At 65.1% G+C, this 25681-nt stretch carries 29 protein-coding genes and 1 tRNA gene; 18 read left to right on the top strand and 12 right to left on the bottom strand.

Annotation, left to right across the window (positions count from 1 at the left end; genetic code table 11):
* Positions 1-4: 4 nt before the first annotated feature.
* Together D4754_RS12555 and D4754_RS12550 are read right to left on the bottom strand one after the other, a co-directional pair.
* Complete coding sequence (locus tag D4754_RS12555) at positions 5-1108, bottom strand: polysaccharide biosynthesis/export family protein (protein ID WP_121064124.1); 1104 nt, start codon at positions 1106-1108, stop codon at positions 5-7.
* A 136-nt stretch (positions 1109-1244) separates the two neighbouring features.
* Positions 1245-2537 carry a capsule biosynthesis protein gene (locus D4754_RS12550; protein WP_121064007.1) on the bottom strand — a complete coding sequence of 431 codons (1293 nt, stop codon included), beginning with the start codon at positions 2535-2537 and terminating at the stop codon, positions 1245-1247.
* 268 nt (positions 2538-2805) lie between these two features.
* Here D4754_RS12550 and D4754_RS12545 point away from each other — a divergent pair, with 268 nt between their 5' ends.
* The 7 genes from D4754_RS12545 (at position 2806) to D4754_RS12515 (ending at position 7486) form a co-directional block, all read left to right on the top strand.
* The gene (locus D4754_RS12545) at positions 2806-3402 is read left to right on the top strand and encodes a riboflavin synthase (RefSeq protein WP_121064122.1); all 597 of its coding nucleotides are present in this window, start codon (positions 2806-2808) and stop codon (positions 3400-3402) included.
* Complete coding sequence (locus D4754_RS12540) at positions 3402-4028, top strand: hypothetical protein (RefSeq protein WP_121064005.1); 627 nt, start codon at positions 3402-3404, stop codon at positions 4026-4028. The genes D4754_RS12545 and D4754_RS12540 overlap by 1 nt, the downstream gene beginning before the upstream one ends.
* Before the next feature lie 95 nt (positions 4029-4123).
* On the top strand, positions 4124-5257 hold the full coding sequence (gene ribB / locus D4754_RS12535) for a 3,4-dihydroxy-2-butanone-4-phosphate synthase (protein ID WP_121064003.1): 1134 nt from the start codon (positions 4124-4126) through the stop codon (positions 5255-5257).
* A 3-nt stretch (positions 5258-5260) separates the two neighbouring features.
* On the top strand, positions 5261-5785 hold the full coding sequence (locus D4754_RS12530) for a 6,7-dimethyl-8-ribityllumazine synthase (protein ID WP_121064001.1): 525 nt from the start codon (positions 5261-5263) through the stop codon (positions 5783-5785).
* Entirely contained in the window at positions 5782-6267 is a 486-nt protein-coding gene (gene nusB, locus D4754_RS12525; protein WP_121063999.1) for a transcription antitermination factor NusB, read from the top strand. The genes D4754_RS12530 and nusB overlap by 4 nt, the downstream gene beginning before the upstream one ends.
* Positions 6268-6381: 114 nt before the next feature.
* Complete coding sequence (locus tag D4754_RS12520; RefSeq protein WP_121063998.1) at positions 6382-6705, top strand: hypothetical protein; 324 nt, start codon at positions 6382-6384, stop codon at positions 6703-6705.
* Between the two features lie 343 nt (positions 6706-7048).
* Positions 7049-7486: an MmcB family DNA repair protein gene (locus D4754_RS12515; RefSeq protein WP_121064120.1), complete on the top strand. Its 438-nt coding sequence runs from the start codon at positions 7049-7051 to the stop codon at positions 7484-7486.
* 218 nt (positions 7487-7704) lie between these two features.
* On the opposite strand, the gene D4754_RS12510 is transcribed toward D4754_RS12515, so the two are convergent.
* Positions 7705-7893, bottom strand: a complete 189-nt coding sequence (locus tag D4754_RS12510) for a DUF6324 family protein (protein WP_121063996.1) — start codon at positions 7891-7893, stop codon at positions 7705-7707.
* Positions 7894-7985: 92 nt separating this feature from the next.
* On the opposite strand from D4754_RS12510, the gene D4754_RS12505 reads away from it, so the two are divergent.
* Positions 7986-8471, top strand: a complete 486-nt coding sequence (locus tag D4754_RS12505; RefSeq protein WP_121063994.1) for a GNAT family N-acetyltransferase — start codon at positions 7986-7988, stop codon at positions 8469-8471.
* A 55-nt stretch (positions 8472-8526) separates the two neighbouring features.
* A tRNA-His gene (locus D4754_RS12500) sits at positions 8527-8603 on the top strand.
* Between the two features lie 237 nt (positions 8604-8840).
* Here D4754_RS12500 and katG read toward each other — a convergent pair.
* Positions 8841-11012 (bottom strand): catalase/peroxidase HPI, encoded by a 2172-nt coding sequence (katG, locus tag D4754_RS12495; protein WP_121063992.1) that lies wholly within the window; start codon positions 11010-11012, stop codon positions 8841-8843.
* Positions 11013-11189: 177 nt separating this feature from the next.
* On the opposite strand from katG, the gene D4754_RS12490 reads away from it, so the two are divergent.
* Together D4754_RS12490 and D4754_RS12485 are read left to right on the top strand one after the other, a co-directional pair.
* Positions 11190-12086 carry a hydrogen peroxide-inducible genes activator gene (locus tag D4754_RS12490; protein WP_121063990.1) on the top strand — a complete coding sequence of 299 codons (897 nt, stop codon included), beginning with the start codon at positions 11190-11192 and terminating at the stop codon, positions 12084-12086.
* Between the two features lie 118 nt (positions 12087-12204).
* Entirely contained in the window at positions 12205-12645 is a 441-nt protein-coding gene (locus D4754_RS12485; RefSeq protein WP_121063988.1) for a DUF1801 domain-containing protein, read from the top strand.
* Positions 12646-12649: 4 nt separating this feature from the next.
* On the opposite strand, the gene D4754_RS12480 is transcribed toward D4754_RS12485, so the two are convergent.
* Positions 12650-13078 (bottom strand): VOC family protein, encoded by a 429-nt coding sequence (locus D4754_RS12480; protein ID WP_121063986.1) that lies wholly within the window; start codon positions 13076-13078, stop codon positions 12650-12652.
* A 157-nt stretch (positions 13079-13235) separates the two neighbouring features.
* Complete coding sequence (locus D4754_RS12475) at positions 13236-14129, bottom strand: alpha/beta hydrolase (RefSeq protein ID WP_121063984.1); 894 nt, start codon at positions 14127-14129, stop codon at positions 13236-13238.
* Positions 14130-14255: 126 nt separating this feature from the next.
* Between D4754_RS12475 and D4754_RS12470 the strand changes: the two genes are divergently transcribed.
* Positions 14256-15197 (top strand): helix-turn-helix domain-containing protein, encoded by a 942-nt coding sequence (locus D4754_RS12470; RefSeq protein WP_121063982.1) that lies wholly within the window; start codon positions 14256-14258, stop codon positions 15195-15197.
* Positions 15198-15379: 182 nt separating this feature from the next.
* Positions 15380-16291: an FAD-dependent thymidylate synthase gene (gene thyX / locus D4754_RS12465; RefSeq protein WP_121063980.1), complete on the top strand. Its 912-nt coding sequence runs from the start codon at positions 15380-15382 to the stop codon at positions 16289-16291.
* Between the two features lie 194 nt (positions 16292-16485).
* Here the strand turns inward: thyX and D4754_RS12460 are convergent, their stop codons facing one another.
* A complete protein-coding gene (locus D4754_RS12460; RefSeq protein WP_121063978.1) occupies positions 16486-16692 on the bottom strand; it encodes a cold-shock protein in 207 nt (68 codons plus the stop codon).
* Between the two features lie 214 nt (positions 16693-16906).
* Between D4754_RS12460 and D4754_RS12455 the strand changes: the two genes are divergently transcribed.
* Both D4754_RS12455 and D4754_RS12450 read left to right on the top strand, forming a co-directional pair.
* Positions 16907-17227 (top strand): ArsC/Spx/MgsR family protein, encoded by a 321-nt coding sequence (locus D4754_RS12455; RefSeq protein WP_121063976.1) that lies wholly within the window; start codon positions 16907-16909, stop codon positions 17225-17227.
* 49 nt (positions 17228-17276) lie between these two features.
* The gene (locus D4754_RS12450; RefSeq protein ID WP_121064118.1) at positions 17277-17645 is read left to right on the top strand and encodes a hypothetical protein; all 369 of its coding nucleotides are present in this window, start codon (positions 17277-17279) and stop codon (positions 17643-17645) included.
* Between the two features lie 122 nt (positions 17646-17767).
* On the opposite strand, the gene D4754_RS12445 is transcribed toward D4754_RS12450, so the two are convergent.
* The 5 genes from D4754_RS12445 to thrS form a co-directional block, all read right to left on the bottom strand.
* A complete protein-coding gene (locus D4754_RS12445; protein WP_121063974.1) occupies positions 17768-18310 on the bottom strand; it encodes a DoxX family protein in 543 nt (180 codons plus the stop codon).
* A 4-nt stretch (positions 18311-18314) separates the two neighbouring features.
* On the bottom strand, positions 18315-19055 hold the full coding sequence (locus D4754_RS12440) for an HvfC/BufC N-terminal domain-containing protein (RefSeq protein WP_121063972.1): 741 nt from the start codon (positions 19053-19055) through the stop codon (positions 18315-18317).
* Positions 19046-19909: an MNIO family bufferin maturase gene (gene bufB / locus D4754_RS12435; protein WP_121063970.1), complete on the bottom strand. Its 864-nt coding sequence runs from the start codon at positions 19907-19909 to the stop codon at positions 19046-19048. The genes D4754_RS12440 and bufB overlap by 10 nt, the downstream gene beginning before the upstream one ends.
* A 109-nt stretch (positions 19910-20018) precedes the next feature.
* Positions 20019-20330: a BufA1 family periplasmic bufferin-type metallophore gene (locus D4754_RS12430; RefSeq protein WP_121063968.1), complete on the bottom strand. Its 312-nt coding sequence runs from the start codon at positions 20328-20330 to the stop codon at positions 20019-20021.
* 222 nt (positions 20331-20552) lie between these two features.
* The gene (gene thrS / locus D4754_RS12425; protein WP_121063966.1) at positions 20553-22532 is read right to left on the bottom strand and encodes a threonine--tRNA ligase; all 1980 of its coding nucleotides are present in this window, start codon (positions 22530-22532) and stop codon (positions 20553-20555) included.
* A gap of 106 nt (positions 22533-22638) precedes the next feature.
* On the opposite strand from thrS, the gene D4754_RS12420 reads away from it, so the two are divergent.
* The 3 genes from D4754_RS12420 to D4754_RS12410 are packed head-to-tail and all read left to right on the top strand — an operon-like array spanning position 22639 to position 25673.
* Positions 22639-23883: an MFS transporter gene (locus D4754_RS12420; RefSeq protein ID WP_121063964.1), complete on the top strand. Its 1245-nt coding sequence runs from the start codon at positions 22639-22641 to the stop codon at positions 23881-23883.
* A 52-nt stretch (positions 23884-23935) separates the two neighbouring features.
* Positions 23936-24679 (top strand): alpha/beta fold hydrolase, encoded by a 744-nt coding sequence (locus D4754_RS12415; protein ID WP_121064116.1) that lies wholly within the window; start codon positions 23936-23938, stop codon positions 24677-24679.
* Between the two features lie 4 nt (positions 24680-24683).
* On the top strand, positions 24684-25673 hold the full coding sequence (locus D4754_RS12410) for an alpha/beta hydrolase (protein WP_121063962.1): 990 nt from the start codon (positions 24684-24686) through the stop codon (positions 25671-25673).
* Positions 25674-25681: the final 8 nt, after the last annotated feature.

Genomic DNA, 25681 nt, shown 5'->3' with positions numbered 1-25681 from the left:
GGGCCTAGCCGCCCGCGAGTGTTTCGACATTGGCGATGGGCGTCAGCGACCCGGTGACCAGCGAGATCGACTTCGACCACTGGGCGAAGGGCGCTTCGGTCACGTAGATGGTGTCCCCGTCGCGGATCGCGAAATCGCGCGCGTGAAACACGCCGTTCGGTTCCTTCAGGTTCAGCACGTAGACCATGCGCTGCGCGCCGACCAGATCGTTGCGGCCCAGTACGGACCCCGCGACTTCCGCAGGTTCGTTGCGGAAGACGAAGACGCCGGTGGGATCGGACGCGCTGGGCACAAGGCCGCCGACACGCGCCAGCGCTTCCAGCGCCGAAAGCGTGGGCGTGCCGAAGGGCACGCGCGACTGGGACGAGGTGGCACCCATGGCCGTGAAGGTTCTTGTGTCTTCCTCGACCAGGATCCGGTCGCCCGGGCGCAGCGCGATGTCGAGCGACGGGTTGTCGAACAGATCCTGCAACCAGACGGTGCCGCTTTGCGATCCGCGGAAGACCGTGATTTCGGCCGTTTCGGGTTCGATCGACACGCCGCCCGCCGATGCGAGCATCGAGGCAAGCGTGCCGGTGGACCGTTCGATGGGGTAGACGCCCTGCGCGTTGATCGCGCCGACGACGCTCACGGTCGAACCGTCGCCCGCCATCCGCCGGACTTCGACCTGCGGGTCCGGGGTCTGGTCTTCCAGTTGTTGCGTGATCAGCAGGCGCAGCGCTTCGGGCGTATTGCCCGCGGCCCGGACACGGCCGGCATAGGGCACGAAGACGTAGCCCGCGCTGTCGACCTGGACGTCGTTGAGAAGGGTGGGGTTGGTTTCCCCCAGAAGCGGGTTGTCGACGTTTTCCCAGATCGAGAACCCGAGCGAGTCGCCGGGGCGGATGATGTCGGACGTCAGGGCCGAGGCGCCCTTGAAAGCCTGCGAAAAGCCCAGAACGGGTGTGACCGCCGTCGCGCGGCTGACCCGATCGTTGACCGACACGACGAAGGCGTCGCCTTCGCGCTGGACCGAACCGGCGAAGATCTGGCCCTTGGTCGGGCCGGCCGAGGGCAGCCCGCAGGATGCAAGCGCGCTTACGACAAGGGCGACAGCGCCCTGCCGCAGGACACATCGCGCCTGTCGGGAGGAAAAGGAAATCACTGCGCGGTCTCCTCGACCTGTTTATTTGCCTCGGTGGGTATTCTTTTTTTTAAGATTAACGTATCGCGGGAAAAAATTCCAGCGCAAGCACCGTTTGCGACTACTTGACAAGACGCAGGTGTTGCCGCGGCGCCGCCGTGCCCGATTTCAGGGCATCGTAGGGATCTTCCGCGGCCAGCATCATGTCGACGACATGGCGCAGAAGCTGCCGGCGGCCGGAGCGGGAATAGAAGCCGCCGGGCACCTGGCTGGTTTCCAGCAAGTAGCGGCGGTAATCCTTGTAGGCGCGCGCATCGGGCCGGGTGGCGCCGGCGAAGAATTCCTGCAACGGCTGGTTCGACACGAATTCCGGCTTGGAATAGACCGCGCGCCCAAAGGCCTTGAGCGGGATGCCGCGCCACAGCACCTGCTGGCCGGCCGTGGAATTTATCGTCACGGCCGAACGCGCGTCGTCGAGAAGCCGGGCCAGCTTGCCGCCATGCAGGTAATGGACGCGGTCGGCAATGCCAAGCGCGCGCGCCAGGCGTTTCACCTCGCGCTTCAAAGGAACGCGGCCGGTTTCAAGCGGGTGGGCCTTGACCACCAGGTGATGGTGCCGGGGGGCGCCGTCGGCGAAGGCGGTCAGGACCTCGGTCAGAAACGCGTTCATCGAGTTGAAGTCCGAATGCGCCTGCAGGCTTGAATCGTGTTCCAGTTGCAGAAGCGCAAGGTGGTAGGGGAACCGGCCCCGGCGGATCCGGCGGACGCCGACCCGCCATCCTATCACGTGGAACGGCAGCAGGATGAGCCGTCGCAGGTACAGCCGCAATTCCCGCGCGACGGACAAGTGCCGGTGCGGCTGGAAGTTCCGGTAGCTGCGATTGAAGAACAGCACGAACCAGTGGTACAGCGCGCCGTACAGGATATGGCTGCGCATGTCGCCCCAGTGGGCCGGCGGCATCGGCGCTTCAAGATCCGACCCGGCGAGCACGGCTTGCATCTCGTCCACGGGCATGTGCATCAGGCGGGAATGCCCGTTCGAACCGTTGCGTTCATAGGTCACCCAGTAGGGCCGCAGGTAACCTTCCTCGAACACATGGATCGTCAGCCCCCGCGCCTTTGCCAGGGTGATGGCTTCGGCATGAATGGGACGGACATCGCCATAGAGCGCGATATCGGTGATCCCGTGCGTGTCGAGAATGCCGGCCAGCGTTTCGGGCCAGTCGGCGACCGAACCGGCAAACGGGATGTAGTGCGCGGAATCGTTCCAGAATGCTCTGTCGCCGGCATTGAAGCCCACGCGCCAGACCTGCGCCCCTGCGACACGCAGCATCTTGGCCAGGCCCGCGAAGAACGGGCCGTGCGGTCCCTGCAAAAACAGGAAGACGGGTGTACCGGGTATTGTCGCTGTCATTCTTCGACTACATCACTCGCACTGAGAACTTTATAAAAGATGTATTCTAACTATGGCCTTGGGGACCGCGCCACGACACGGAGACAGGTCAGTTTTTACAGATATCCGGACATTGTCCAACCGATTTGCTCAAATTTATTAACGAGCTTGGAAACATCGCCCGAATTTTAGCGTCCGGGTGCGCGCGTCCGGCGCGGCGGATGGCCTTGTCCGCCCGGCCGCGGCTGGTTATGTCGGACGTGACCCGACCTCTTTCGAAAGCAGCGCGATGTTTACTGGGATAATCACCGATGTGGGGACCGTCACGTCCGTGCAGCAGGCCGGCGATCTGCGGGCGCGGATTACCACCGTTTACGATACCGACAGGATCGACATCGGCGCCTCGATCGCGTGCAGCGGCGTGTGCCTGACGGTCGTGGCCCTTGGTCCTGACTGGTTCGAGGTCGACATCAGCGCCGAAACTCTTTCGAAAACCAATATCGGCGGCAATGCGGGCTGGGCCGAAGGCAGCCGGGTGAACCTTGAACGGGCGCTGCGCGTGGGCGACGAACTGGGCGGCCATATCGTTTCGGGCCATGTCGATGGCGAGGCCCAGGTCGTGTCGATCATCGACGAAGGCGACAGCACCCGGATCCTGTTCGAAGCGCCCGAGGCTCTGGCCAGGTTCATCGCGCCCAAGGGCTCCATTGCGCTGAACGGGACCTCGCTGACGGTGAACGAGGTCGACGGCGCGCGCTTCGGCGTGAACCTGATCCCGCACACGAAAGAGGTTACCACCTGGGGCGGGGTAGCCGTGGGCGACAGGATCAACCTGGAAGTCGACACGCTGGCCCGTTACGTCGCCCGCCTGAACGAGGCCGGGTGATGACCGACGAAAAATCGCCCCGAATATCTCCCCGCGCCGTGATGGGCCATAACGGCGGCCCGACGCTTGAAAAGGGGCACAGCTACCGCACCTTCATGTGGCGGCAGGCCCAGAAGCAGCTTCTGCCCAATGCCGTGCCGCTGATGGTGGTTCGCATGCGCGTGAAGCGCGCGGCCGAGCTGGGGATGGACTACAAGACATATGCCAGCTTCCGGCAGTATTCCGGGCAGGACATCCTTGGCCTGCTGTTCTCCTCGAACGCGCTGGGTATACTCGATCCCCTGCGCCGCGGTCCCGCGATGCCCACGAAGGAACGCGAGGCGCTGGAGCGGATCGAGAACGCGGCGAAGCTCGTGCTGGTCCATGCGCCGCTGACGCCGGGCGTGGTGGCCGAGGCAAATCCGGTGATCGACGCGGCCGGTACCGCGCCCACCTTGCGCGAAAGCTGGTCCGACACCCGGGTGCGGCTTGAAAATTTCGCCCGCGCACATCACGTGTCGGGCAACCGGCTGGTGATCGTGGGCGACGCGCCGCTGGAACAGGACTGGACAGCCGCGTTGCGGGCTGCCGGATACCTGCCGGCGGACCGCTATTTCCCGCACCGCGCGGGGACGTCGGCGATCTGACGCTGCGGCGCGGGCAGGGGCAATTCCGCCATGTCCCGCTGGCCTTCGCGCCGCGGCTCGGCTATGCCGCGCGCAACGCTGCCCGAGGATGAGCCATGATTTATGAAAAGCCAGGACCGGTCGAAAGCGATTGGCACGACGCGATCTCGTCGGTGGACGAGATCATCGAAGACGCGCGCAACGGACGCATGTTCATCCTTGTCGATCACGAGGACCGCGAGAACGAAGGCGACCTTGTGATCCCGGCCCAGATGGCTACGCCCGACGCGATCAACTTCATGGCCACCCATGGCCGCGGCCTGATCTGCCTCGCGTTGGAAAGCGCGCGGATCGATGCGCTGGGTCTGAACCTGATGTCGACGCAGAATTCGTCGCGCCATGAAACCGCGTTCACGACGTCGATCGAGGCACGCGAAGGCGTGACCACCGGTATTTCCGCCCATGACCGCGCGCTGACGGTTTCGGTCGCCATCGACGCGTCGAAAGGCGCCGCCGACATCGCCACCCCGGGCCATGTCTTCCCGCTGCGCGCCCGCGAAGGCGGCGTGCTGGTCCGCGCCGGCCATACCGAGGCCGCTGTGGATATCGCGCGGCTGGCCGGGCTGAACCCATCGGGCGTGATCTGCGAGATCATGAACGAAGACGGAACCATGGCCCGCCTGCCGGATCTCGTGGCCTTCGCCCAGCGGCACGGCCTGAAGATCGGCACGATCTCCGACCTGATCTCGTACCGGCGCCGGCACGACAACCTCGTGAAGATGGACGAACAGCGCAAGGTCGTGTCGGCCTTCGGCGGCGATTGGGAAATGCGGATCTTCACGGATGAAACTCAGGGGTCCGAACACATCGCGTTGATCAAGGGCGATATCTCGACCCCGGAACCGGTGCTGGTGCGGATGCACGCGCTGAACGTGCTGCAGGACATGGCAGGCCTGGGCGGCGCGGCGCGCGCCCACGAATTCCAGGACGCGATGGACGTGATCGCCGCAGAGGGTCGCGGCGTCGTCGTCCTGCTCCGCGACCTGCACATGAAGCTTGTCGCGGGCGGGGAGGTGTCTCCCCAGACGCTTCGCCAGTATGGCCTGGGCGCGCAGATCCTGACCTCTCTCGGGCTGTCGGAACTGACGCTGCTGACGAACTCGCCCGTGCCCAACGTGGTGGGGCTGGAAGCCTACGGGCTGGAAATCACCGGCACCCGCCGCATCTCGGAACTGAAGGAAAGCGACTGAGCCATGGCCGGACAGGAAACCCATTACACCATGCCGCGCCCGGACTTCGACGCGCCGGTGAAGCTCTTGATCGTCGTGGCCCCCTATTACCGTGACATAGCCGATGACATGATCGCCGGCGCGAAAGCGGAGATCGAGGCCTGCGGCGCGACCTGCGATCTGGTCGAAGTGCCCGGCGCACTGGAAGTGCCCACCGCCATCGGCATCGCAGAGCGCACGTCGAACTTCGACGGCTACGTGGCGCTTGGCTGCGTGATCCGGGGCGAGACGACGCATTACGAGACCGTCTGCAACGATTCCAGCCGCGGCCTGACGCTGCTGGGGCTGCAGGGCCTGTGCATCGGCAACGGCATCCTGACGGTCGAAAACCGCGAACAGGCCGTCGTACGGGCCGATCCGGGCCAGCAGAACAAGGGCGGAGGGGCCGCGGCCGCGGCGCTCCACCTTGTCGCGCTGACCCGCAAATGGGGCAAGCCCGCCTCCGGCATGGGCTTCCGCCCCGCCGGCGAACCGGTGCAGATCGCATGACCGACGCAGGCCCCAAGAGCATTTCGGGCAACCAGCGACGCAAGATGCGCTCGGCCGCGCGTCTTTATGCCGTGCAGGCACTGTTCCAGATGGAAGCGATCGGGCAGACGTCGGACAGCGTGATCGTGGAATTCCTCGAACACCGCTTCGGCGCGACCTATGACGAGGGCGAGTTCCAGGACGGCGATGCCGAGCTCTTCCGCAAGATCGTGCAGGATGCCGTCAACAACCAGGCGAAGATCGATCAGATGACCGACCGCGCGCTGGTCGCCAAATGGCCTATCGCCCGGATCGATCCCACGCTCCGCGGCCTCTTCCGCGCGGCGGGCGCCGAGCTGGTGGAAGGCGAGGCGCCGCCCCGGGTCGTCATCACCGAATTTGTCGATGTTGCCGGCGCCTTCTTCCCCGAAGGCCGCGAGCCGCAATTCGTGAACGCGGTGTTGGACCACATGGCGCGCGAGGCCCGGCCCGACGATTTCTAGGCATTTCGGGCCGTACGTTGCGGCATCCTGCCGCCGATTTGTGATGGCTGGCAAAAGAATGCTGGAATTCGAGCGAGAGGCACCCCATCTTCTATGGGAACGGAGGGTACTTTCATGCCGGAACTCATCAAGCTTTACATTCGCAGCGTGGCCATCGGGTTTGGCATTGCCGCGGGCTTCGTAGCCCTTCTGCTGTGGACCAACACCATGGGTCTGCAGGAGCTTGTGCTGGGCTCGTCCGGCGGGGCCCTTGCGCTTTTCATGCTGTGGTTCATGAACGGCATCGTCTTTGCCGGCGTCCAGTTCGCTTACAAGATCATGTCGATGGCCGAACGCCCCGAGGGCCCGCGCCGCGGCACGCCGGTGATGGATCTGACCAAGCCGGTACGTATCAAGGCCGTCGCGAAAAAGCGCGAGCCTGCACCGCGCCGTTTCTGAGACCATCCTGATCGGTAAGTTGAAAACGCCGGCCCATCGGGTCGGCGTTTTGCGTGACGGGACCACCGCAACCGTTTGGTTATGATTCCCGAGGACCTGTATATACAGGTGGGCGCCAGGTAATCAGACCAGGGCCTGAACAGAGCCAGCTCCCTCGGATTTGCTTAAGGCCACCGGAATGCAACCTTTAACAAGAAGGGCAGAACCCGCCACAAGGCAGAGATAGCCCTCGCACAGGGCACCTTCAAGACGTGGCGCGCAGCAGGGCTCAAAAGAGTTTCCGGCGCATGCCCCGAAATCTGTCTTGATTTTTGTTCACCTATTGTTCACGCTTGTCCCCGTGATGCTGGATCTTCAACCCGGACAGAAACTCGCGCGTGGCGTGGCGCGCCATCTTGCGGCCCTGGGCTTCGCCACGGTCGAGGAATTCGTGCCCGCTCGCGGCCTGCGCGTCGACGTGATGGGGCTGGGCCCCAAGGGCGAGCTCTGGGTGGTGGAATGCAAGTCGAGCCGCGTCGATTTCGTCACCGACAGCAAGTGGCAGGGCTATCTCGACTGGTGCGACAGGTATTTCTGGGCAGTGGAGATCGACTTTCCCACCGACCTGCTGCCCGAAGGGACGGGCCTCATGATCGGCGATGCCTACGATGCCGAGATCATCCGCATGGCGCCCGAAAGCAAGCTGGCCGGACCAAGGCGCACGGTCCTGACCCGCAAGTTCGCCACCCACGCTGCACGACGGCTGCATGCCCTGCGCGATCCCGGGTTCCTGATGGGGTAGGGTGCCGCGCTTCCCAAGCGGTCTTTCGGATCAGCGGCACATGGGGGCTCTGCCCCCGCCCGAGCCTGCGGCTCGGACTCCCCCGGAGTATTTCCAGAAAGAAGAATGAGCAACGCCTCCAGTATTCTTCTTTCTGAAAATACTCCCGCCGGAGGCATCCGACAAAAAGGCCGGGCGAGGGCGTTGATCGGGCGGCGCACGCCGGGGCGCGTCCGGGGTCAGCGCTTGACCGATCGGGCGGCCCTGACGGCGGCGAGGATTTCTTCGGCGATCTCCTCGGCCTCTTCGGGTTCGAAATCCATCGGGATCTCGATGCCGGGGGCTTCGATGAACAGCCGCACCATGCCCAGTTCCGTGGGGCCGATCTGCAGGTTCGCTTCGATATCGCGTTCGGTGTTGATGCTCATGAGACTGCCCTTACAGGTCCTTCGGCGCGTCAAAGCTCTCCGCTAGCCCGGCCGGGCTTGAAAAGCAAGCCGGAGGGCGGAAAGGTGACCGCATGATCACGCTTCGCCCCTTTGAGGCCCGCGACAAGGACTGGCTCGTGGACCGGCACCAGACGCTCTATGGCGAGGCCGAGGGATTCGACGACACGTTCGGGGCGCTGGTGGACGAGATCCTTGCGGAGTTCGTGGCCCGTCATGATCCCGTGCGGGAGCGGGGCTGGGTCGCGGTGGAGGGCGAGCGGCGGCTGGGCTCGATCTTCTGCGTGGCGGCCGGCCCGGACAGGCCACAGGCGGCCAAGCTGCGGCTGTTCCAGCTCGATCCGGGCGCGCGGGGGAAGGGGCTGGGCAGGCATATGCTGCTGACCTGCATGGGGTTTGCACGCGAGGCGGGCTACGGCGAGATGGTCCTTTCGACCCATGAAAGCCACCGCGCGGCCTGCGCGCTTTATGCGTCCACCGGGTGGGAATTGCTGGAGAGCAGGCCCGTGCGGTCCTTCGGTGTGGATCTTGTCGAACAAAGCTGGCGGACCCGACTGTAATTCCCCGGTCTTCCCCCTTGCATCCCCGCGCCTGCTTGGCTAAATCGCCCACTACGCCGCCTTAGCTCAGTTGGTTAGAGCGCTGGATTGTGGATCCAGAGGTCCCCTGTTCAAGCCAGGGAGGCGGTACCACTTCCCCCAATGAGATTTGTCCCGCTACGGGGATACCTGGAACGCCGGCAGCCGGGCTGCGTCCGCCTTGGTGGCGTTGTGCCCTTGGGCGCGGGCTTGCGATCGGTGAGGCGGCGCTGGCCTCAGGTGCAACGGCAAAGCGCCCGGCGGGGCCGCGCGAGGCGGTTGGAAACATTGTCTTCAACGCAAAATGCCCGGCGCTTTGGCCGGGCATTTCCTTGATCGTCTGGCCGCGGATCAGGCCAGGTCGAAGCGGTCCGCGTTCATGACCTTGGTCCAGGCCGCCACGAAATCACGCGCGAACTTGCCGGCGTTGTCGTCCTGGGCGTAGACCTCGGCATAGGCGCGCAGGACCGAGTTCGAGCCGAAGACAAGATCGACCCGCGTCGCGGTCCACTTCACCGCGTCGGTCTTGCGGTCGCGGATCTCGTAGGTACCGCCATCGACCGGGACCCACTTGTAGGCCATGTCGGTGAGGTTCACGAAGAAATCCGTGGTCAGCGCGCCGATCCGGTCAGTGAAGACGCCGTGCTTGGAGCCACCATAGTTGGCCCCCATCGCCCGCATGCCGCCGATCAGGCAGGTCATCTCGGCCGCGGTCAGGCCCATGAGCTGCGCCCGGTCCAGAAGCATCTCTTCCGGCGTCACGACATAGTCCTGCTTCAGCCAGTTGCGGAAGCCGTCGGCCAGCGGTTCGAGCACGTCGAAGCTGTCGGCATCCGTCAATTCGTCGGTCGCGTCGCCGCGGCCGGGGGAGAACGGAACCTCGATGTCGAAACCGCCCGCCTTCAGGGCCTGTTCGACACCGACATTGCCGGCCAGAACGATCACGTCGGCGATGCTGGCGCCGGTTTCGGCCGCGATAGGTTCAAGCACCGACAGGACGCGTGCCAGACGCTCGGGCTCGTTGCCCGCCCAGTCCTTCTGCGGGGCCAGGCGGATGCGCGCGCCATTGGCACCGCCCCGCATGTCCGATCCGCGATAGGTCCGGGCGCTGTCCCAGGCGGTGGCGATCATGTCGGTCTGGCTGAGGCCGCTGTCCGCGATCTTCGCCTTCACCGCGGCCACGTCGTAGCCGGTGTTGCCTTCCGGGACCGGATCCTGCCAGATCAGGTCTTCGGCCGGCACGTCGGGCCCGACATAGCGGACCTTGGGGCCCATGTCGCGGTGGGTCAGCTTGAACCATGCGCGTGCGAAGGCATCCTTGAACGCATCCGGATCGGCCATGAACTTCTGGCAGATTGCGTTGTAGGCCGGATCCACCTTCATCGCCATGTCGGCGTCGGTCATCATCGGCATCCGGCGGATCGACGGGTCGTCGACGTCGACCGGCATGTCCTCTTCCTTGATCTCTACGGGCTTCCACTGGTTGCCCCCGCCCGGGGATTTGGTCAGCTCCCATTCATGGCCGAAGAGCATGTCGAAATAGCCCATGTCGAACTTCAGAGGCTCGGTCGTCCAGGCGCCTTCCAGCCCGCTGGTGACCGCGTTGCCCGCCTTGCCATTCATGTTCGGGTTGAACCAGCCGAAGCCCTGGTCTTCAATGCCGCCCGCTTCCGGTTCGGCTCCGACAAGCGCACCGTCGCCGTTGCCGTGGGTCTTGCCGACGGTGTGACCACCGGCGGTCAAAGCGACGGTTTCCTCGTCGTCCATGGCCATTCGGGCGAATGTCTCGCGCACCTGCTTGGCTGTCTCCTGCGGGTTGGGGACGCCGTTCACGCCTTCGGGGTTCACGTAGATCAAACCCATCTGCACGGCGGCCAGCGGGTTTTCCATCGTGTCGGGCTTCGACACATCGTCGTACCGTTTGTCCGACGGCGCGAGCCATTCGCGTTCCGCGCCCCAGTACGTGTCCTTCTCGGGGTGCCAGATGTCGGCCCGGCCGAAGCCGAAGCCGAAGGTCTTCAGCCCCATGGTTTCATAGGCAATCGTGCCCGACAGGATGATCAGGTCGGCCCAGCTGACCTTGTTGCCGTACTTCTTCTTCAAGGGCCACAGCAGCCGCCGCGCCTTGTCGAGGCTGGCGTTGTCGGGCCAGGAATTCAGGGGTGCGAAGCGGATGTTGCCCGCGCCGCCGCCGCCGCGACCATCGGCCAGCCGGTAGGACCCGGCCGAGTGCCAGGCCAGCCGGATCATCAGGCCGCCGTAATGGCCCCAGTCTGCCGGCCACCATTCCTGGCTGTCGGTCATCAGCTTGCGCATGTCGGCCTTCAGGCCGTCGAAATCCAGTGTCTTCACTTCGTCCGCATAGTCGAACTCCGCGCCCATCGGATCGGTTTTCGTGTCGTGCTGATGCAGGATGTCCAGGTTCAGCGCGGTTGGCCACCAGTCCATCACCGTGTAGCCGGTGTTGGTGATGCTGCCATGCATGACCGGGCATTTGCCGGCCGCGATATCGTTTCCGTCCATAGTGTCCTCCGAAAAGCTGCGTATTGCGTAGCTTGGGAAAAGGCAGCTCGGCGCGCGTCGGGTTACCCCGTCGCGATGCGCCGGCACCGCCTGTGTCTCCTCCCATGGGCCATGGAGTACATGAGTCGGACGATAATGCAAAATTGCATTTCCTAACTTCTGTGATAGGGCAGGGTTATGAACAGGCTGTCGATGAAACACTTGCGGTATTTCGAGGCGCTGGCGCAGCGGCGCCATTTCGGACGCGCGGCGGAGGACTGCGCGATCTCGCAGCCCGCGCTGTCGGTGCAGATCAAGGAGCTTGAGGCGCTGATCGGCGCGCCCCTGGTCGAACGCAGCGCGCGGCGGGTGCATCTGACCGGGCTGGGAGAGGTCTTCGCCGAACGCGCGGGCGAAATCCTGCGCTCGGTCGACGAGCTGGAGGAGCTGGGCCGCGCCGGGAGCGGGCCGCTGGCCGGGCGTTTGCGGATCGGTGTGATCCCTACCGTCGCACCCTACCTGCTGCCCGACCTGATCAAGGCGCTGGCGCAGGCGCATCCGGAACTGGACCTGCGCCCGCGCGAGACGGTGACCCAGCGGCTGATCGAAGATCTTTCCGAGGCCCGGCTGGATGTGGCCATCGTGGCGCTGCCGATATCGGAGCCATTCCTGCACGAGGTTGCGCTCTTCGACGAGGAATTCGTGCTCGTCCGCCCGAAGGAGGATGCGGCGAAGCCGGTCCCGAGCGCCGACATGCTGCGCACCATGCGGCTGCTGCTTTTGGAAGAGGGCCACTGCTTCCGCGATCAGGCGCTTTCCTTCTGCAACATGGCGCCGTCGCTGCAGGGGGAGCTGATGGAGGGCAGCTCTCTGGCGACGCTGGTCCAGATGGTGGGCGCAGGCATCGGGGTGACGCTGATTCCGGAGATGGCGGTGGCGGTCGAAACACGCTCTGCATCGGTGTCGATCGCGCATCTGGGACCCGAGCCGCCCAAGCGGACCATAGGCATGGTCTGGCGCCGGACGAACCCGCTGTCGGATCAGCTGGGCGGGATTGCCGATATCGTGCGCAGCGTGGCGATGGCGCGGCGCTGATGGGCTGGGCAGGGGGCTCTGCCCCCGCTGCCCGTTCCGGGCGACTCCCCCGGAGTATTTTGGAAGAGAAGAAGGGTGCCGTGTGGATCGGGGGCGACGCAGCGGCTAGGGTGACGACATGAGCCTGCAGACATCCCTTCTGGCCCCGCCGCGTGGCCAGCCGCCGTTTCACTCATCGGCCGTGGCAGACGCCTTTGCCAGCATGCCGGAGGCGGCGCGCGCAGGCCTGCTGGCGCTTCGCGGCCTGATCTTCGAAGTAGCGGCAGAGACCGAAGGCGTGGGGCCGCTGGAAGAGACGTTGAAATGGGGGCAGCCGGCCTACCTGACAAAGGCGACGAAGGCGGGTTCGACGATCCGGCTGGGGGTGCCGAAGCAGGGCGGCTTTGCCGTCTATGTCCATTGCCAGACGACGATCCTGTCGGATTTCCGCGACGTGTTCCCGGACGGGTTCGATTACGAGGGCAACCGCGCCGTCCGGTTCCCGGAAGGCACAGCGCCGCCGCTGGATGCGCTGCGCCTTCTGGTGCGCAGCGCATTGACCTACAGGTTGCACAAGTAGCGCCTTACCAGTGGCCGGTATTTTCCATGCTGGCCCAGGGCTCGGCCTGTTCCTTGGCGTCGCCGTTCTGCAGAAGCTCGATCGAGATGTTGTCGGGCGAGCGGACGAAGGCCATGCGCCCGTCGCGCGGGGGCCGGTTGATGGTCACGCCGTTGTCCTGCAGGTGCTGGCACATCGCGTAGATGTCATCGACACCGTAGGCCAGGTGGCCGAAATGGCGGCTGTCCGACGGCAGTTCGTCATCGCCGTCCCAGTTGTAGGTCAGTTCGATCGGGGCCTCTTCCTGGCCTTCGGGCGCCATGAAGATCAGCGAGAATCGGCCCTGTTCGCTGTCCATGCGTCGGGTCTCTTTCAGGCCCAGAAGCGCGTAGAAGGCCATGGATTTCTCGAGGTCCTTCACGCGGACCATGGTGTGCAGATATTGAAGCGGCATGGGTATCTCCCTTTCGGTTTTGCCGCACATTAGCCCGCCAGACGCGATTGTCGAGCAGCTCGGGCAAAGGCCCGCCGCCGGCCGGATCGCGAACGCTGGACGCCGGGGCCATTAGCCGCCCGGCGTCCAGTCATTCATGCAGCTCTACACCTTCAGGTTACATCAGGTGCTCGGTGAACCAGGCGCATTGCTGGGGCGCCGAGACCTTGAAAGGCTCGTCGGTGTACGCTTCGAAATGCGCGCAATCGAGGATCAGGAACCGTTTCGGTTCGATTGCGGTTTCATAGGCCTTCAGCGTCATGTCCGCGGGTGTCAGGTGATCCTGCCGTGCCACGACCATCATCAGGGGTGTCGGGCCGATCTTGGGGATCCAGTCGCCGGGCTCGTATTCGGTGAAGGCTTCCATCGACCGCAGGGTGATCTCGTTCTCCCAGGCGCCGCGGTGTTCCTCGGACAGGCCCATGAAGAAGTCGCGGCTGTCGTCGGTGGGCAGGGCGCAGGGATCTTCCGGGCCGTTTCCGACCACGGGCAGCGTCATCGGTGCCTCGCCCGCCAGACGTCCGGCCCGGTCCGCTGCGAAGCCCGCGCGCAGGCCCGCCCAGTGATCCGACCGTACCAGCCGCTGCGCGTTGGCCAGCCCGTGGACCAGCGGCACCTGGCTGATTACGCATTTCACACGCTTGTCCTTGGCCGCGACGACGAGCACATGGCCGCCGGAATAGCTGGACCCCCAGATGCCGATCCTGTCGGCGTCGACCTCGTCCAGCCCCTGCACCCAGGTGATCGCGTCGCGGTAATCGGCGATCTGCTGTTCGGGGATGATCTCGCCCCGGGGCGTGCCGCCGCTGTTGCCAAGGTTGCGGTTGTCGTAGACCAGCACGTTCATCCCGGCATCCCGGAACGTTTCGGCAAAGCCCGAAAGGTGCATTTCCTTGGTGGCGGAAAACCCGTGCGCCATGACGATGCAGGGCGCGGGCGTGGTGCCGGCGGCGTAGAACCAGCCCGCCAGTTCGGTGCCGTCCTCGGTCTTGAATGTCACATCCTTACGCATGATGTCCTCCCGTTCTTGCGTGGGCAAAGCCTGCCATGGCCTCGCCAGTCGCGCTTGACACAGGACGCACCAAGGTTTGATGCTGCGCGCATCTTCGGGGCCCCGCGCCCCGGAGGAGGGAGGAACATGCTCGACTGGTCGACCGGGGAGGTCGCGCCACGGCATCGCTTTGATGCCTGGGCCGATATGCTGAACCAATCGCATCTGCCCTGGGCGCTGGCCCGGGCCGCATCGCCTGATTTCGATGCCGCGATCAGTTCGGCGCAGGTCGACGGGCTGTCCATCGTGAATTGCCGCTGCGATCCCTGTGCCGGGGTGCGCCGGGCGCCGCAGATCGCGTCGGCCGATGACGGGCTTTATGGCGTGCTGGTGATCCGTCGCGGGCGTGAACGGCTGGCGCAGCAGGACATCGATCTGGAGATCGGACCCGGAGCGGCAGTGATCTGGGATGCCGCGCAGGGGTGCAGCTTCGAGGTGGTCGAGCCGCTGGACAAGACGACACTGTTCTTCACCAAGGACTGGCTGCACCGGATGACGGGCATGCCCGGTTTGCCGACCGGGCTTGTGGATACCTCGCGCGGGTTCGGGGCGCTGTTTCGCAGCCGGGTCATGGCGCTGGACGGGATGCTGCCGGAGTTCGACGCGGGCCAGCTGTCCCAGCTGTTCCAGTCGCTGGCGATGGACGTGGTGCAGGCGTCGTCTGCGGGCGCACAGGTCGTGCCACCGCGGTCGGCGCTGCTGGCCCGGATCGACGCGATTGTTGCCGCGGGCCTGACCGACCCGGATTTCGGCCCGGTGGAAATTGCCCGGCGTGCCGGCATATCGCGGCGCTACCTGCACGCCCTGTTCCAGGAGCGGGGAGAGACCGTGGGCGCGCGCCTTCTGCGGCTGCGGCTGGATGCCGTCGCGCGGGATCTGCGCCGGCCGGGGCTGGCGCGGGCGTCGGTCACGCAGATCGGCTTTGCCAACGGGTTTGCCAGTTCCGCGCATCTCAGCCGTAGTTTTCGTGCCCGGTTCGGCGTGACCCCAAGCGGCTGGCGTCATGGCGACGGGGACGATCAGGGCTGACGGCTCTGCGTGGTTGACGCTCTCTCAACCATGTTGATCGTGCCTTCGGGGCAGGGCCTGACGCAGCGGTGCCGACGCCGGGCTGTGGAAAAGCTGTGGATAAGGTTTGGCTCATATAGGGGTTCAGATTGGATGTCTGACCATATATAGTGGTCGCGAGTCATCGCAGAGAAGGATCGATCATGGCGGTTTCCCCCGAACAGCGTGCCGAAATCGAAGCCCAGCGGGCCGAACCACGCGAGACGCTGCGTGCCGTGGCGCCGGGGATGGAAGCGCATCTTTATTCCGCGCATCCGGTGCTGGATCATGGTTTCGTGCGGGTGATCGACTACATGGGCGACGATGCCGCGATCTGCCAGGCGGCGCGGGTCAGCTATGGGCGGGGCACGAAATCGGTCCAGAACGACGAAGGGTTGATCCGCTACCTGATGCGCCACTGGCATTCGACGCCGTTCGAGATGTGCGAAGTGAAGCTGCACGTGAAGCTGCCGGTTTTCGTGGCGCGGCAATGGATCCGTCACCGGACGGCGAACGTGAACGAATACTCGGCGCGGTATTCGATCCTAGACCGGGAGTTCTACATCCCCGCACCGGAACATGTCGCCGCGCAATCGACCCAAAACAACCAGGGCCGGGGCGAGGTGCTGGCGGACGACGATGCGGCCGAGGTGCTGGAGGTCCTGAAGGCGGATGCCGCGCGGTCCTACGATCATTACGAGGAGATGATCGAAGGCAAGGGGCTGGCCCGCGAACTGGCGCGGATGAACCTGCCGGCGAACATCTACACGCAGTGGTACTGGAAAGTGGACCTGCACAACCTGTTCCACTTCCTGCGCCTGCGCGCCGATCCCCATGCCCAGTACGAGATCCGTGTCTATGCCGAAGAAATCGGCCGCCTGACCGCCGATTGGGTGCCGCTGGCGTGGAAGGCGTTCGAGGACTACCGGCTGGGCGGTGCGCAGATCAGCGCGGCGGGCCTGGCCTGTATCCGGCGGATGCTGGCAGGCGAGACGGTCGAACAGGGGAATTCGGGCCTGTCCGCCCGCGAATGGCGCGAGTTCGAAGCGCTGCTTCAGGCGCCGGCCGACGGGTGATCCAGGATGCATTCCCGGCGCGGCGATAGCCGCCGCTTGGAAAGTGCTTTCGGGACGGGTTCAATAGGGGAAAAGGACGCGTGAGCCCGGCGCAGACCGGACTTGCGAGCCTGAAAATGCATACGTGCGCACCGAACGGTCACCCGGCCGGAACGCCCATGCGCAAGGCCCCGATTCGCCGGGGCGCAGACCTGTCAGAGCGGTTGGAGGTCGGTGGCCATGACCCGGCCATCGCGTCCGTCGCGCAGTTCGTAACTGACCTTCTGATTGTCGGCGAGGCCGGTCAGACCGGACCGCTCGACCGCCGAAATGTGCACAAAAACATCTTTCCCGCCTTCATCAGGGGCGATGAAGCCGTAGCCTTTGGTGGTATTGAACCATTTCACGGTGCCTGTCGGCATGTCCCGTGTCTCCTTCTACCTTAAAGTCGCCTCCGGTCTCCCGGCGGTGGTTGCGGGCCATCTGACCGTACAGACGACAAGCCAAGGCAGAAGCAGGCGGCGGTCTGAAGGACGGATGCTCCGCCTGAAAGATCGCATGGGTTGTGGCAAAAAGAAAGAAAAACGGGCAAGAGAGGCGGGTGAACGGGCCTGGGCGCCGGAACGGAGGGCAGGAATGATACTTTATGGGCTGAAAACGTGCGACAGCTGTCGGAAGGCGCTGAAAAAGCTGCCAGAAGTTGAATATGTCGATGTGAGAAAAGACGGCGTTCCGGCCGATGTTATGGGCCGTGCGCTGGAAGAATTCGGGCCGAAACTGGTCAACCGCAGCTCGGCCACGTGGCGGGAGCTTGGGACGGAGGACCGGGCGCGGGAGCCGGCCGAATTGCTGGCCGAGCATCCCACGCTGATGAAGCGGCCGCTGATCGAGAGCGACGGTGCGCTGTACCTGGGCTGGGGCCCGGACGTCCGGACCGCTCTTGGCGTGGCCGACTAGCATTCCTATCTGTTACGGACCCTGACAGGACCCAGACTTGGAGGACCGCATGCGCAACGCTGCCCTGACCCTTGGCGTGATTGCCGGGATCGTTGGAATGATCGTGGGCTTCTTCGCCTATGGCTACACCGCGGTGGTGGAGCAGATGGGAGAGGTTCACGGCGTGATGGAGCAGGTGGGCGACGTGCATGTCTTCCGGGCCGTCACGGTGCTGGCGCCCGTGCTGGCGATTGCCGGGGGCGCCATGGCGCGGACCAACGCCCTGGCCGGCGGCGTGCTGATGGCCGTGTCGGCCGTCGGCATGTACTGGGGCCTTGGCTTCAACGTGTTCACCATGTTCCCCATCGTCTTTGCCGCCGTGGCGTCCGTGCTGGCGCTGGCCGCGGGCAAACCTGACGAGGCCCGCGCACATTTCTGACCGGGCGGGATCACGCCCGTCGCGCGGCCCACCCGCCCGCCCCCGTCGGATCCCGCTCCGGGATCCTCCGGACCGCCTTCGGGCGCGATAGAGCGCTATGCGCGCTCCGGACGTGGGGTGGCCTAGGACAGTTTCAGGACCCGGTCGGCAGAGAGGGGGCCGGCGCCCTTGACGATCAGCACGATCAGCACGGTGATCCACAAAAGCCGCTGATCCATGATCAGGCTGCCTGAATCCTTGTCGAACCACGCGCCGATGGTGGCGGCCTGGGCATTGTGGCCGTTGATATCGACCCATGTCTGCACCAGCACGAAGACGATCATCCCGATGGACGCCAGCCGGGTGAACAGGCCCACGACGATCAGGAAGGGCAGGATGAATTCGGCCCAGGTCCCCACCAGCGCCACGAGGTAGTACTGGAACCCCAGCTGGGAACTGTCATAGGATACCGCCTCCATCGCCTTGGGGAACATCTGCACGTAGGCGCCCGATCCCGGGAAGATAAAGCCCAGCAGACCGCTGCCCAGTTTCGTCCATGCCGAGGCCCAGAAATACATCAGCAGCACCGCCGCGAAGGTGAAGCGGCAGAGTGTGGGGATGATCCAATTGTCGAGGCGCGCGATGTGGTCGAAGACCCAGTTATGAGCCGAAACGAGGCGATGCATGGAACTACTCCGTCAGTGAAATCGCGGTGAAGGCACCGCCTTGCAGTGCAAGGGTCAGCGCCCGGGTGAGATCGAAATCAGGGGTCCCGATTGCCTCCAGCGCCGTGCCGATGGGGGCGCCGCCTTGGAGGGCGGCGAAGAAGGCGGCCCCGCCTGCAGGCAGCAGGTCCGGCACGGGATCGAAACCGGGGCGAGTGACCAGAACGTCCTGCGCGCCGGGTTGCGGCGTCGGCGCGTCCGGCTGGGTGTTGTAGGCCCAGATGGCGTGGATCGGCCAGTCGGAGCGCAGGATCTGCACCGCCGGGGCCAGCGTGACGGTGACATTGGCAAGCTTTTCCGGCGGAATCTCGGCCAGCTGCGCCGGATCCACCGCGGCCGCATCGGCCGCATGGTAGGCGCGGCGGAGGGCCAGTTCCAGACGCGCGACGTCGGGCAGGTAGCCAAGGTGGTCAAGCTGGTCGAGGGAGGCGAGGAAATCGGGGAACGTGTCTCCGAACCGCTGCATGACCGGTGTCGTGGGCGGATGGGTGCGCAGGTACAGCCGGGCGAGGCCGTCGATATTCTCGTCGCCCAACAGGCGGGCGATGACGGGGAAGCCGGTCTTCAACGCCTCGGTCAGGGACACGACGACATTGTTTCGGTAGACGTTGAAGCGCCGCCCTTCGGGACCGCTGACAAGGCCCGAAGGCGCGGCCATCGCGGGATCGAAAAGCGCGGCGGAGAAGCTGGCCTGGCTTACGCCCATCGCCGCGTCTCCATCCGTTCGGGCAGGCGGTCGAGCGCATCGGCGGCGCGCGTGGCCTCGTCCCTCAGAACCAGCCAGTCGGGGACGTCGTTGTCCCATTCCACCAGCACGGGGCGGGGGCCGGAGCGGGCCAGCGTGTAGTCGAGCAGCGTCCAGACCGGATCGGCCACGGGCTTTCCATGGCTGTCGATCAGAAGCGGTGCGCCGGTTTCGTCCGTCTCTCTGTCATGGCCGCCGACATGGATTTCGCCGACGCGGTCCAGCGGGAACGTATCGATGTAATCGGTGGCGCCAAGCCCCAGATTGGTGGCCGAGATGAAGACGTTGTTCACGTCGAGCAACAGACCGCACCCGGTGCGGCGGGTGAGTTCCGCCAGGAAATCGGTCTCCGACCACGTGCTTTCGGTGAAGCTGAGATAGCTGGAGGGGTTTTCCAGAAGGATCGGCCGGGCAAGGCGGTCCTGCACTTGATCAATATGCGCAGCCACACGGGCCAGCGTGGCGTCGGTATAGGGCAGCGGCAGAAGATCGTTGAAATAGGCGCCGCCATGGCTGGACCATGCGAGATGCTCCGACACCGACGCGGCCCCGGCGCGGTCGACCACGCGGGCCAGACGGTCAAGGTGGTCGCGGTCCAGCGGATCTTCCCCGCCGATGGACAGTCCCACGCCGTGCACGGATACGGGCATCCTGTCGGCCAGGTGGGCAAGTTGTGCCTGCGGGCGGCCACCGTCGCCCATGTAGTTTTCGGCATGAACCTCGATCCAGGCCACGGGGCCGGGATCGGCCGTCAGCTCGGCGAAATGCTGCGGTTTGAAACCGATGCCGGGGGCGTTGGGAAGCGTGGGATGCATCTGAACGGTCCCGAATTGGGAAGGGATGACCGGGGGATAACCCCCGCCCGGCAGACGTGGCAACCCGCGCGCCCCGGTTTCAGGCGGGGGCGCACGGGGGAGCTTGGGCTTACGCGTCCTTCGGCAGGTCGCGGTCGAGCGCGTCCAGCGAGCCGTGGCGCGGCGTGCCGTCTGCCATGGCGGGCAGTTTCATGTCGGTGCAGGTGCCCTTGTCGACCAGCGTCCAGGCGTTGCCCTGGTAGTTCACGGTCGAGGTGCCGGCGCAGGTGGTGCCGGGGCCCGCGGCGCAATCGTTTTCGCCCGCAAGCGAGACGCCATAGCATTTCTCTTTCGCCTGCGCATGGGCGGGGGCTGCGGCCATCGCGCCTAGGGCTGCGGCGACCGAGGCAGCCACGGTCATGGTTTTCATCGTGTTCGACATCTTCAAGGTCCTCCGTAATGCGTCGGTTGTCATGTTGTGACACGAAGACGGTAGCGGCGAAAGTGTGCCGATAGAACACACGAGATCGTTCATCACATGCGTGTCAGGCCCCGTCATGGACCTGTCAGCCACAGCGATGGCCGGAACCCCGAAAAACATGGCCGGGAAGGCAAAGGGTTTTCCCGCGCCGGAAACATTTCCCGGCGCGGGGCGTGCCTTTTGTTACAGAAGATCGGGGGCCTTGGCGGCGTTGCCCAGTTCTTCCGTCATTGCCTGTAACGTTTCGACCGAGGTCTGTTTCTGCCCCAGACGGCGCACGGAAACGGTGCGATCCTCGACCTCGCGATGGCCCACGGCCAGGATCACGGGGACCTTGCCGACGGAATGTTCGCGGACCTTGTAGTTGATCTTCTCGTTCCGCGTATCGGCCTCGGCGCGGACACCGGCGGCCTTCAGCGTATCGACGACCTCGGCGACGTACTCATCCGCGTCGGACGTGATCGAGGCCACGACGACCTGACGCGGGGCCAGCCAGAAGGGCAGCTTGCCTTCCCAGTTCTCGATCAGGATGCCGATGAAGCGTTCGAAGGATCCAAGGCAGGCGCGGTGCAGCATGAAGGGCCGGTGCTTGTCGCCATCGGGCGCGATGTAACTGGCGCCCAGCCGTTCAGGCAGGTTCGGATCCACCTGGAAGGTGCCGCATTGCCAGACCCGGCCGATCGCATCGGTCAGGTAGAAATCGAGCTTCGGCCCGTAGAACGCCCCGTCGCCCGGTTCCAGCGTGTAATCGCGGCCCACGGCCTTGATCGCGTTTTCCAGCGCGTTTTCGACGTAGTCCCAGCTTTCCTCGGTGCCGACGCGCTTTTCGGGGCGGGTGGCAAAGCGGATTTCGAAATCGTCGAAGCCCAGTTCCTTGTAGACATTGGCAAGGAAGTCGATGAACCGCGCGCATTCCTCCTGGATCTGTTCTTCGGTGCAGAAGATATGCGCATCGTCCTGGGTGAAGCCACGCACCCGCATGATGCCATGCAGCGCGCCCGACGGTTCGAACCGCGAGCACGAGCCGAATTCGGCCATCCGCAAGGGAAGATCGCGATAGGATTTGAGCCCCTGGTTGAACACCTGCACGTGGCAGGGGCAGTTCATCGGCTTCAGCGCGTTGATCCGCGTCTGGTCCTTGTTCTTCGACGACGCATCGTCGTTTTCGCCATCGCGGCTTTCATCCACTTCGACGATGAACATGTGATGCTGGTACTTGTCCCAGTGGCCCGAGGCTTCCCACAGCTTGCGGTCCACGACCTGCGGCGTGTTCACCTCGCGGTAGCCGCCGGCGCGCTGCTTGCGGCGCATATAATCCTGCAGTTCGGTGTAGATGGTCCAGCCGTTCGGGTGCCAGAAGACCTGGCCCGGCGCTTCCTCCTGCATGTGGAACAGGTCCATCTCGCGGCCCAGCTTGCGATGGTCGCGCTTGGCGGCTTCCTCCAGCATCGTCAGGTGCGCCTTCAGCTTTTCCTTGCCGATGAAGGCCACGCCGTAGATCCGCTGCAGCATCTGCCGCTTGCTGTCGCCGCGCCAGTAGGCGCCGGCAATCGACATCAGCTTGAACGCATCCGCCGGCACCTGGCCGGTGTGCTGAAGATGGGGCCCGCGGCACAGATCCTGCCAGTCGCCATGCCAGTACATCCGTAGTGGCTCGTCGCCCGGAATGGCCTCGATCAGTTCAACTTTGTAGGGCTCGCCCCGGTCGGTATAGAAGTCGATGGCGCGCTGACGGTCCCAGACTTCCGTCCGCACCGGATCGCGAAGATTGATGATTTCCCGCATCTTCTTCTCGATCAGGCCTAGGTCTTCGGGCGTGAAAGGCTCTTCCCGGTCGAAATCGTAATACCAGCCGCTTTCGATCACGGGGCCGATGGTGACCTTCGTGTCGGGCCAGATCTCCTGCACCGCGCGGGCCATGATATGGGCCAGGTCGTGACGGATCAGCTCGTTCGCGGGTTCGGCATCGGACAGGGTGTTGATGGCGATCTGCGCGTCGGCCTCGATCGGCCAGGCCAGATCCCAGTGCTTGCCATCGACCTGGGCGCTGATTGCCTTCTTCGACAGGGATTTCGAGATGTCGGCCGCGACCTCGCCCGGGGTGATCCCGGAGTCATAGGAACGTGCATTGCCATCGGGGAAGGTGAGAGAGATTTGGGCCATCTGTGGCCTCCTCGTCAGTTTGGCGCCCACGGAACGCCCGGTTGCGGGTATGATCGTGCGCGCTAAGTGGCCCCATGGCAGGGGCATGTCAAGCAAGAGGAAGCCAATGAAAGCCACCTCACTCTTCCAGTCCCTGACCGGAGACGCATCGGCCGATGAGGGGGCCGAGGCCCGCAACGGCCTGCGCCATGCCGCGTCGCTGTCGCTGACCAAGATCGCCGACGGGCTGATCGACCCGAAGCTGGTGCTCAGCTGGCTGCTGACGGGCTTGGGCGCGCCGTTCTATGCCGGGCTCCTTGTGCCCATCCGCGAGGCGGGGGCACTGCTGCCGCAGATCGTCTTTGCCGGCTGGGTCGGGCGGATGCGGTACCGCAAGCGCGCCTGGGCCGGGGGCGCGCTGGGGCAGGGCGTGGCGGCCGCGCTGATCGCCTTGGCGGCCTTGCTGCTGACGGGTGCCGCCGCCGGGATCGCCGTGTGCGCGGCGCTGGCGGTGCTGGCAGTGGCGCGGGCGCTGTCTTCGGTGTCCTACAAGGATGTACTGGGCAAGACCATCCAGGTCCGCAGGCGGGGTGCCGTCACGGGCTTTGCCGGGTCGGCGGCGTCGGCAGCGGTGATCCTGTTCGCCGTTCTGCTGATCTCGGGCGTGATAAAGGGAGAGCTTGCCCTGATCGCCGCCGTGGCGCTGGCCGCTGTCCTTTGGATCGTCGGGGGGCTGGTGTTCCTGACGCTCGAGGAAGAGCCCAGCGACCCCGACACGGACGGGGGCGGCCTGCACCTGTCGATCCTGAAGGACAATCCGGTTCTGCGGCAGTTCATTCTTGTGCGGGGCCTCCTGGTGTCCACCGCGCTGGCGCCGCCCTATTTTGTCATCCTCGGCGGCGGGGATGACGGGCAGCTCGGGCGGCTGGGCGTTCTGGTGCTGGCCTCGGCCGTGGCGTCGCTGATCAGTTCGTGGATCTGGGGGCGCACGGCAGACCGTTCGTCGCGCAAGGTGATGATGGCCGCCGGTGTGCTGGGCGCGGTGGCGATGCTGGCAGCGGTCGCGTTGGCGTGGGCCGGTTTGGCGGGAACGCTCTGGGCGATGCCGGCAACGCTCTTCGTGCTGATGCTGGCCTATCACGGCGTGCGGCAGGGACGGTCGACCTATCTTGTCGACATCGCGCCCGAAGATGCCCGCGCCGCATGGACGGCCGTGGCCAACGCAGCCATCGGTTCGCTGCTGCTGATCGCCGGCGCATTCGGCGGTGCGCTGTCCTTCCTTGGCACGCAGGCCGTGCTGCTGGGCTTCGCCGCGATGTCGGCGCTGGCAGCGGTCGCTGCGATCTGGCTGGAAGAAGCGGAAGCGGGCTGATTGCAGTGCCCGGCAACTGGCCTATGATCCGCCGCAAAGACGGAGGATGCAGATGCCCGGCACAGAGTATTTCGAAACCCCGCAGGGCCGGCGCCTTGCCTATGTGAAGACAGACGGGACGGGGCCGACCATCGTGTTCCTCGCCGGGCTGAAATCCGACATGGAGGGCACGAAGGCCGTCCACCTCGAAGCCTGGGCCAAAGCGCGCGGGCAGGCCATGCTGCGGTTCGATTATTCCGGGCACGGCCAAAGCTCCGGCACGTTCGAAGAAGGTGCCATCGGCGACTGGCACGAGGATACGCTGGCGATTGTCGAAGCGATGACCGACGGGCCGCTGGTGATCGTGGGATCTTCCATGGGCGGCTGGCAGGCGTTGCTTCTGGCGCGTGCGCTGCCCGACCGGTTGCAGGGGCTGGTCACCATCGCCGCCGCGCCGGACTTCACCGAAGACGGCTATTGGGCCAATTTCACCGACGATCAGAAGGCGGCGCTGGACCGCGACGGGCAGGTCGAACTGCCGTCGGATTACATGGACCCGTACGTCGTCACCAAGCGCATGATCGAAAACGGCCGCGACCACCTTGTGCTGCGGTCGCCGCTGCCACTGCCGTTCCCGGTCCGCTGCATGCAGGGCACGGCGGACGAGGCGGTGCGTACAGAAACGGCGGTGCAGCTGCTCGACCACGCCGACAGCCCGGACATGCGGCTGACGCTGGTCAAGGGCGCCGATCACCGCTTTTCCGAACCCGATAATCTGGCCATGATCGAAGCTGCGATCCTCGACGTGATGGGATGAGGCGATGCGGGGCTGGCCCATGGTGGTGATCGTTGTTCTGGGCCTGCTGGCGGTGGCCGTCTGGGCGCTGTTCCAGTTCGGCCCGCGGGAGAAGGTCGACCTGAACGCCAGTTTCGAGCCGCGCCGCTTTGGCGAAGGTGTGGGCGTCTATTTCGAGACGGTCGAATCCTACCACCCGGACATTACCCAAGGCGTCGAAAAGCGCGTGATCTGGGCGGGGCAGCGGGAAACGCGGACGCCGGTGTCGATCCTGTACGTGCACGGGTTTTCGGCCACGTCGGAGGAGATCCGGCCCGTGCCTGACGAGATCGCCAAGGCCCTTGGCGCCAACCTCGTCTATACCCGGCTTGCAGGTCACGGGCGGCCTGGTGCTGCGATGGGCGACGTCACGGCCAACGACTGGATGCAGGACATGGCCGAAGGGCTGGCCGCCGCCCGCGCGGTGGGCGACCGGGTGGTGGTCATGGCGACCTCGACCGGGGGCACTCTGGCGCTGGCCGCCGCACTTGATCCGGAGCTTTCGAAGGACGTGGCAGCGCTGGTGCTGATCTCTCCCAACCTCGGCGTGAACAACCCCAAGGCCTACATGATGACATGGCCATGGGCGCGGCATCTGCTGGCGCTGACCGGCGGCAGGATTCGTCATCTCGAAGGCCGCACCGAACTGCATGAAAAATACTGGAGCAATGATTACCCGATCTCGGTCGTGGCCGTGATGGCGGCATTGGTGAAGAAGGTGAACCGGCTGCCGGCGGAGACCGCCACGATCCCGGCGCTGTTTCGCTTCTCGGACGACGATCAGGTCGTCGTGCCCGAAGCCACCCGCGCCTTCGCCGAACGCTGGGGCGGGCCGGTGACGCTGCAGGTGATCCCGGGGTCCGAAATAGACGATCCGTCGGCCCATGTCATTGCCGGGGACCTTGTCAGCCCGTCGCAGAACGCCCCCACGGTGGCGCAGGTCACGGACTGGCTGAAACAGACACTGGACCTCTAGCCCATGCG

This window comes from Chachezhania antarctica, from assembly GCF_003646465.1.
In the GTDB taxonomy this organism is placed as follows: domain Bacteria; phylum Pseudomonadota; class Alphaproteobacteria; order Rhodobacterales; family Rhodobacteraceae; genus Chachezhania; species Chachezhania antarctica.
Note: the sequence above shows the minus strand (reverse complement) of the source record. Positions and strands in the feature narration are given on the sequence as shown.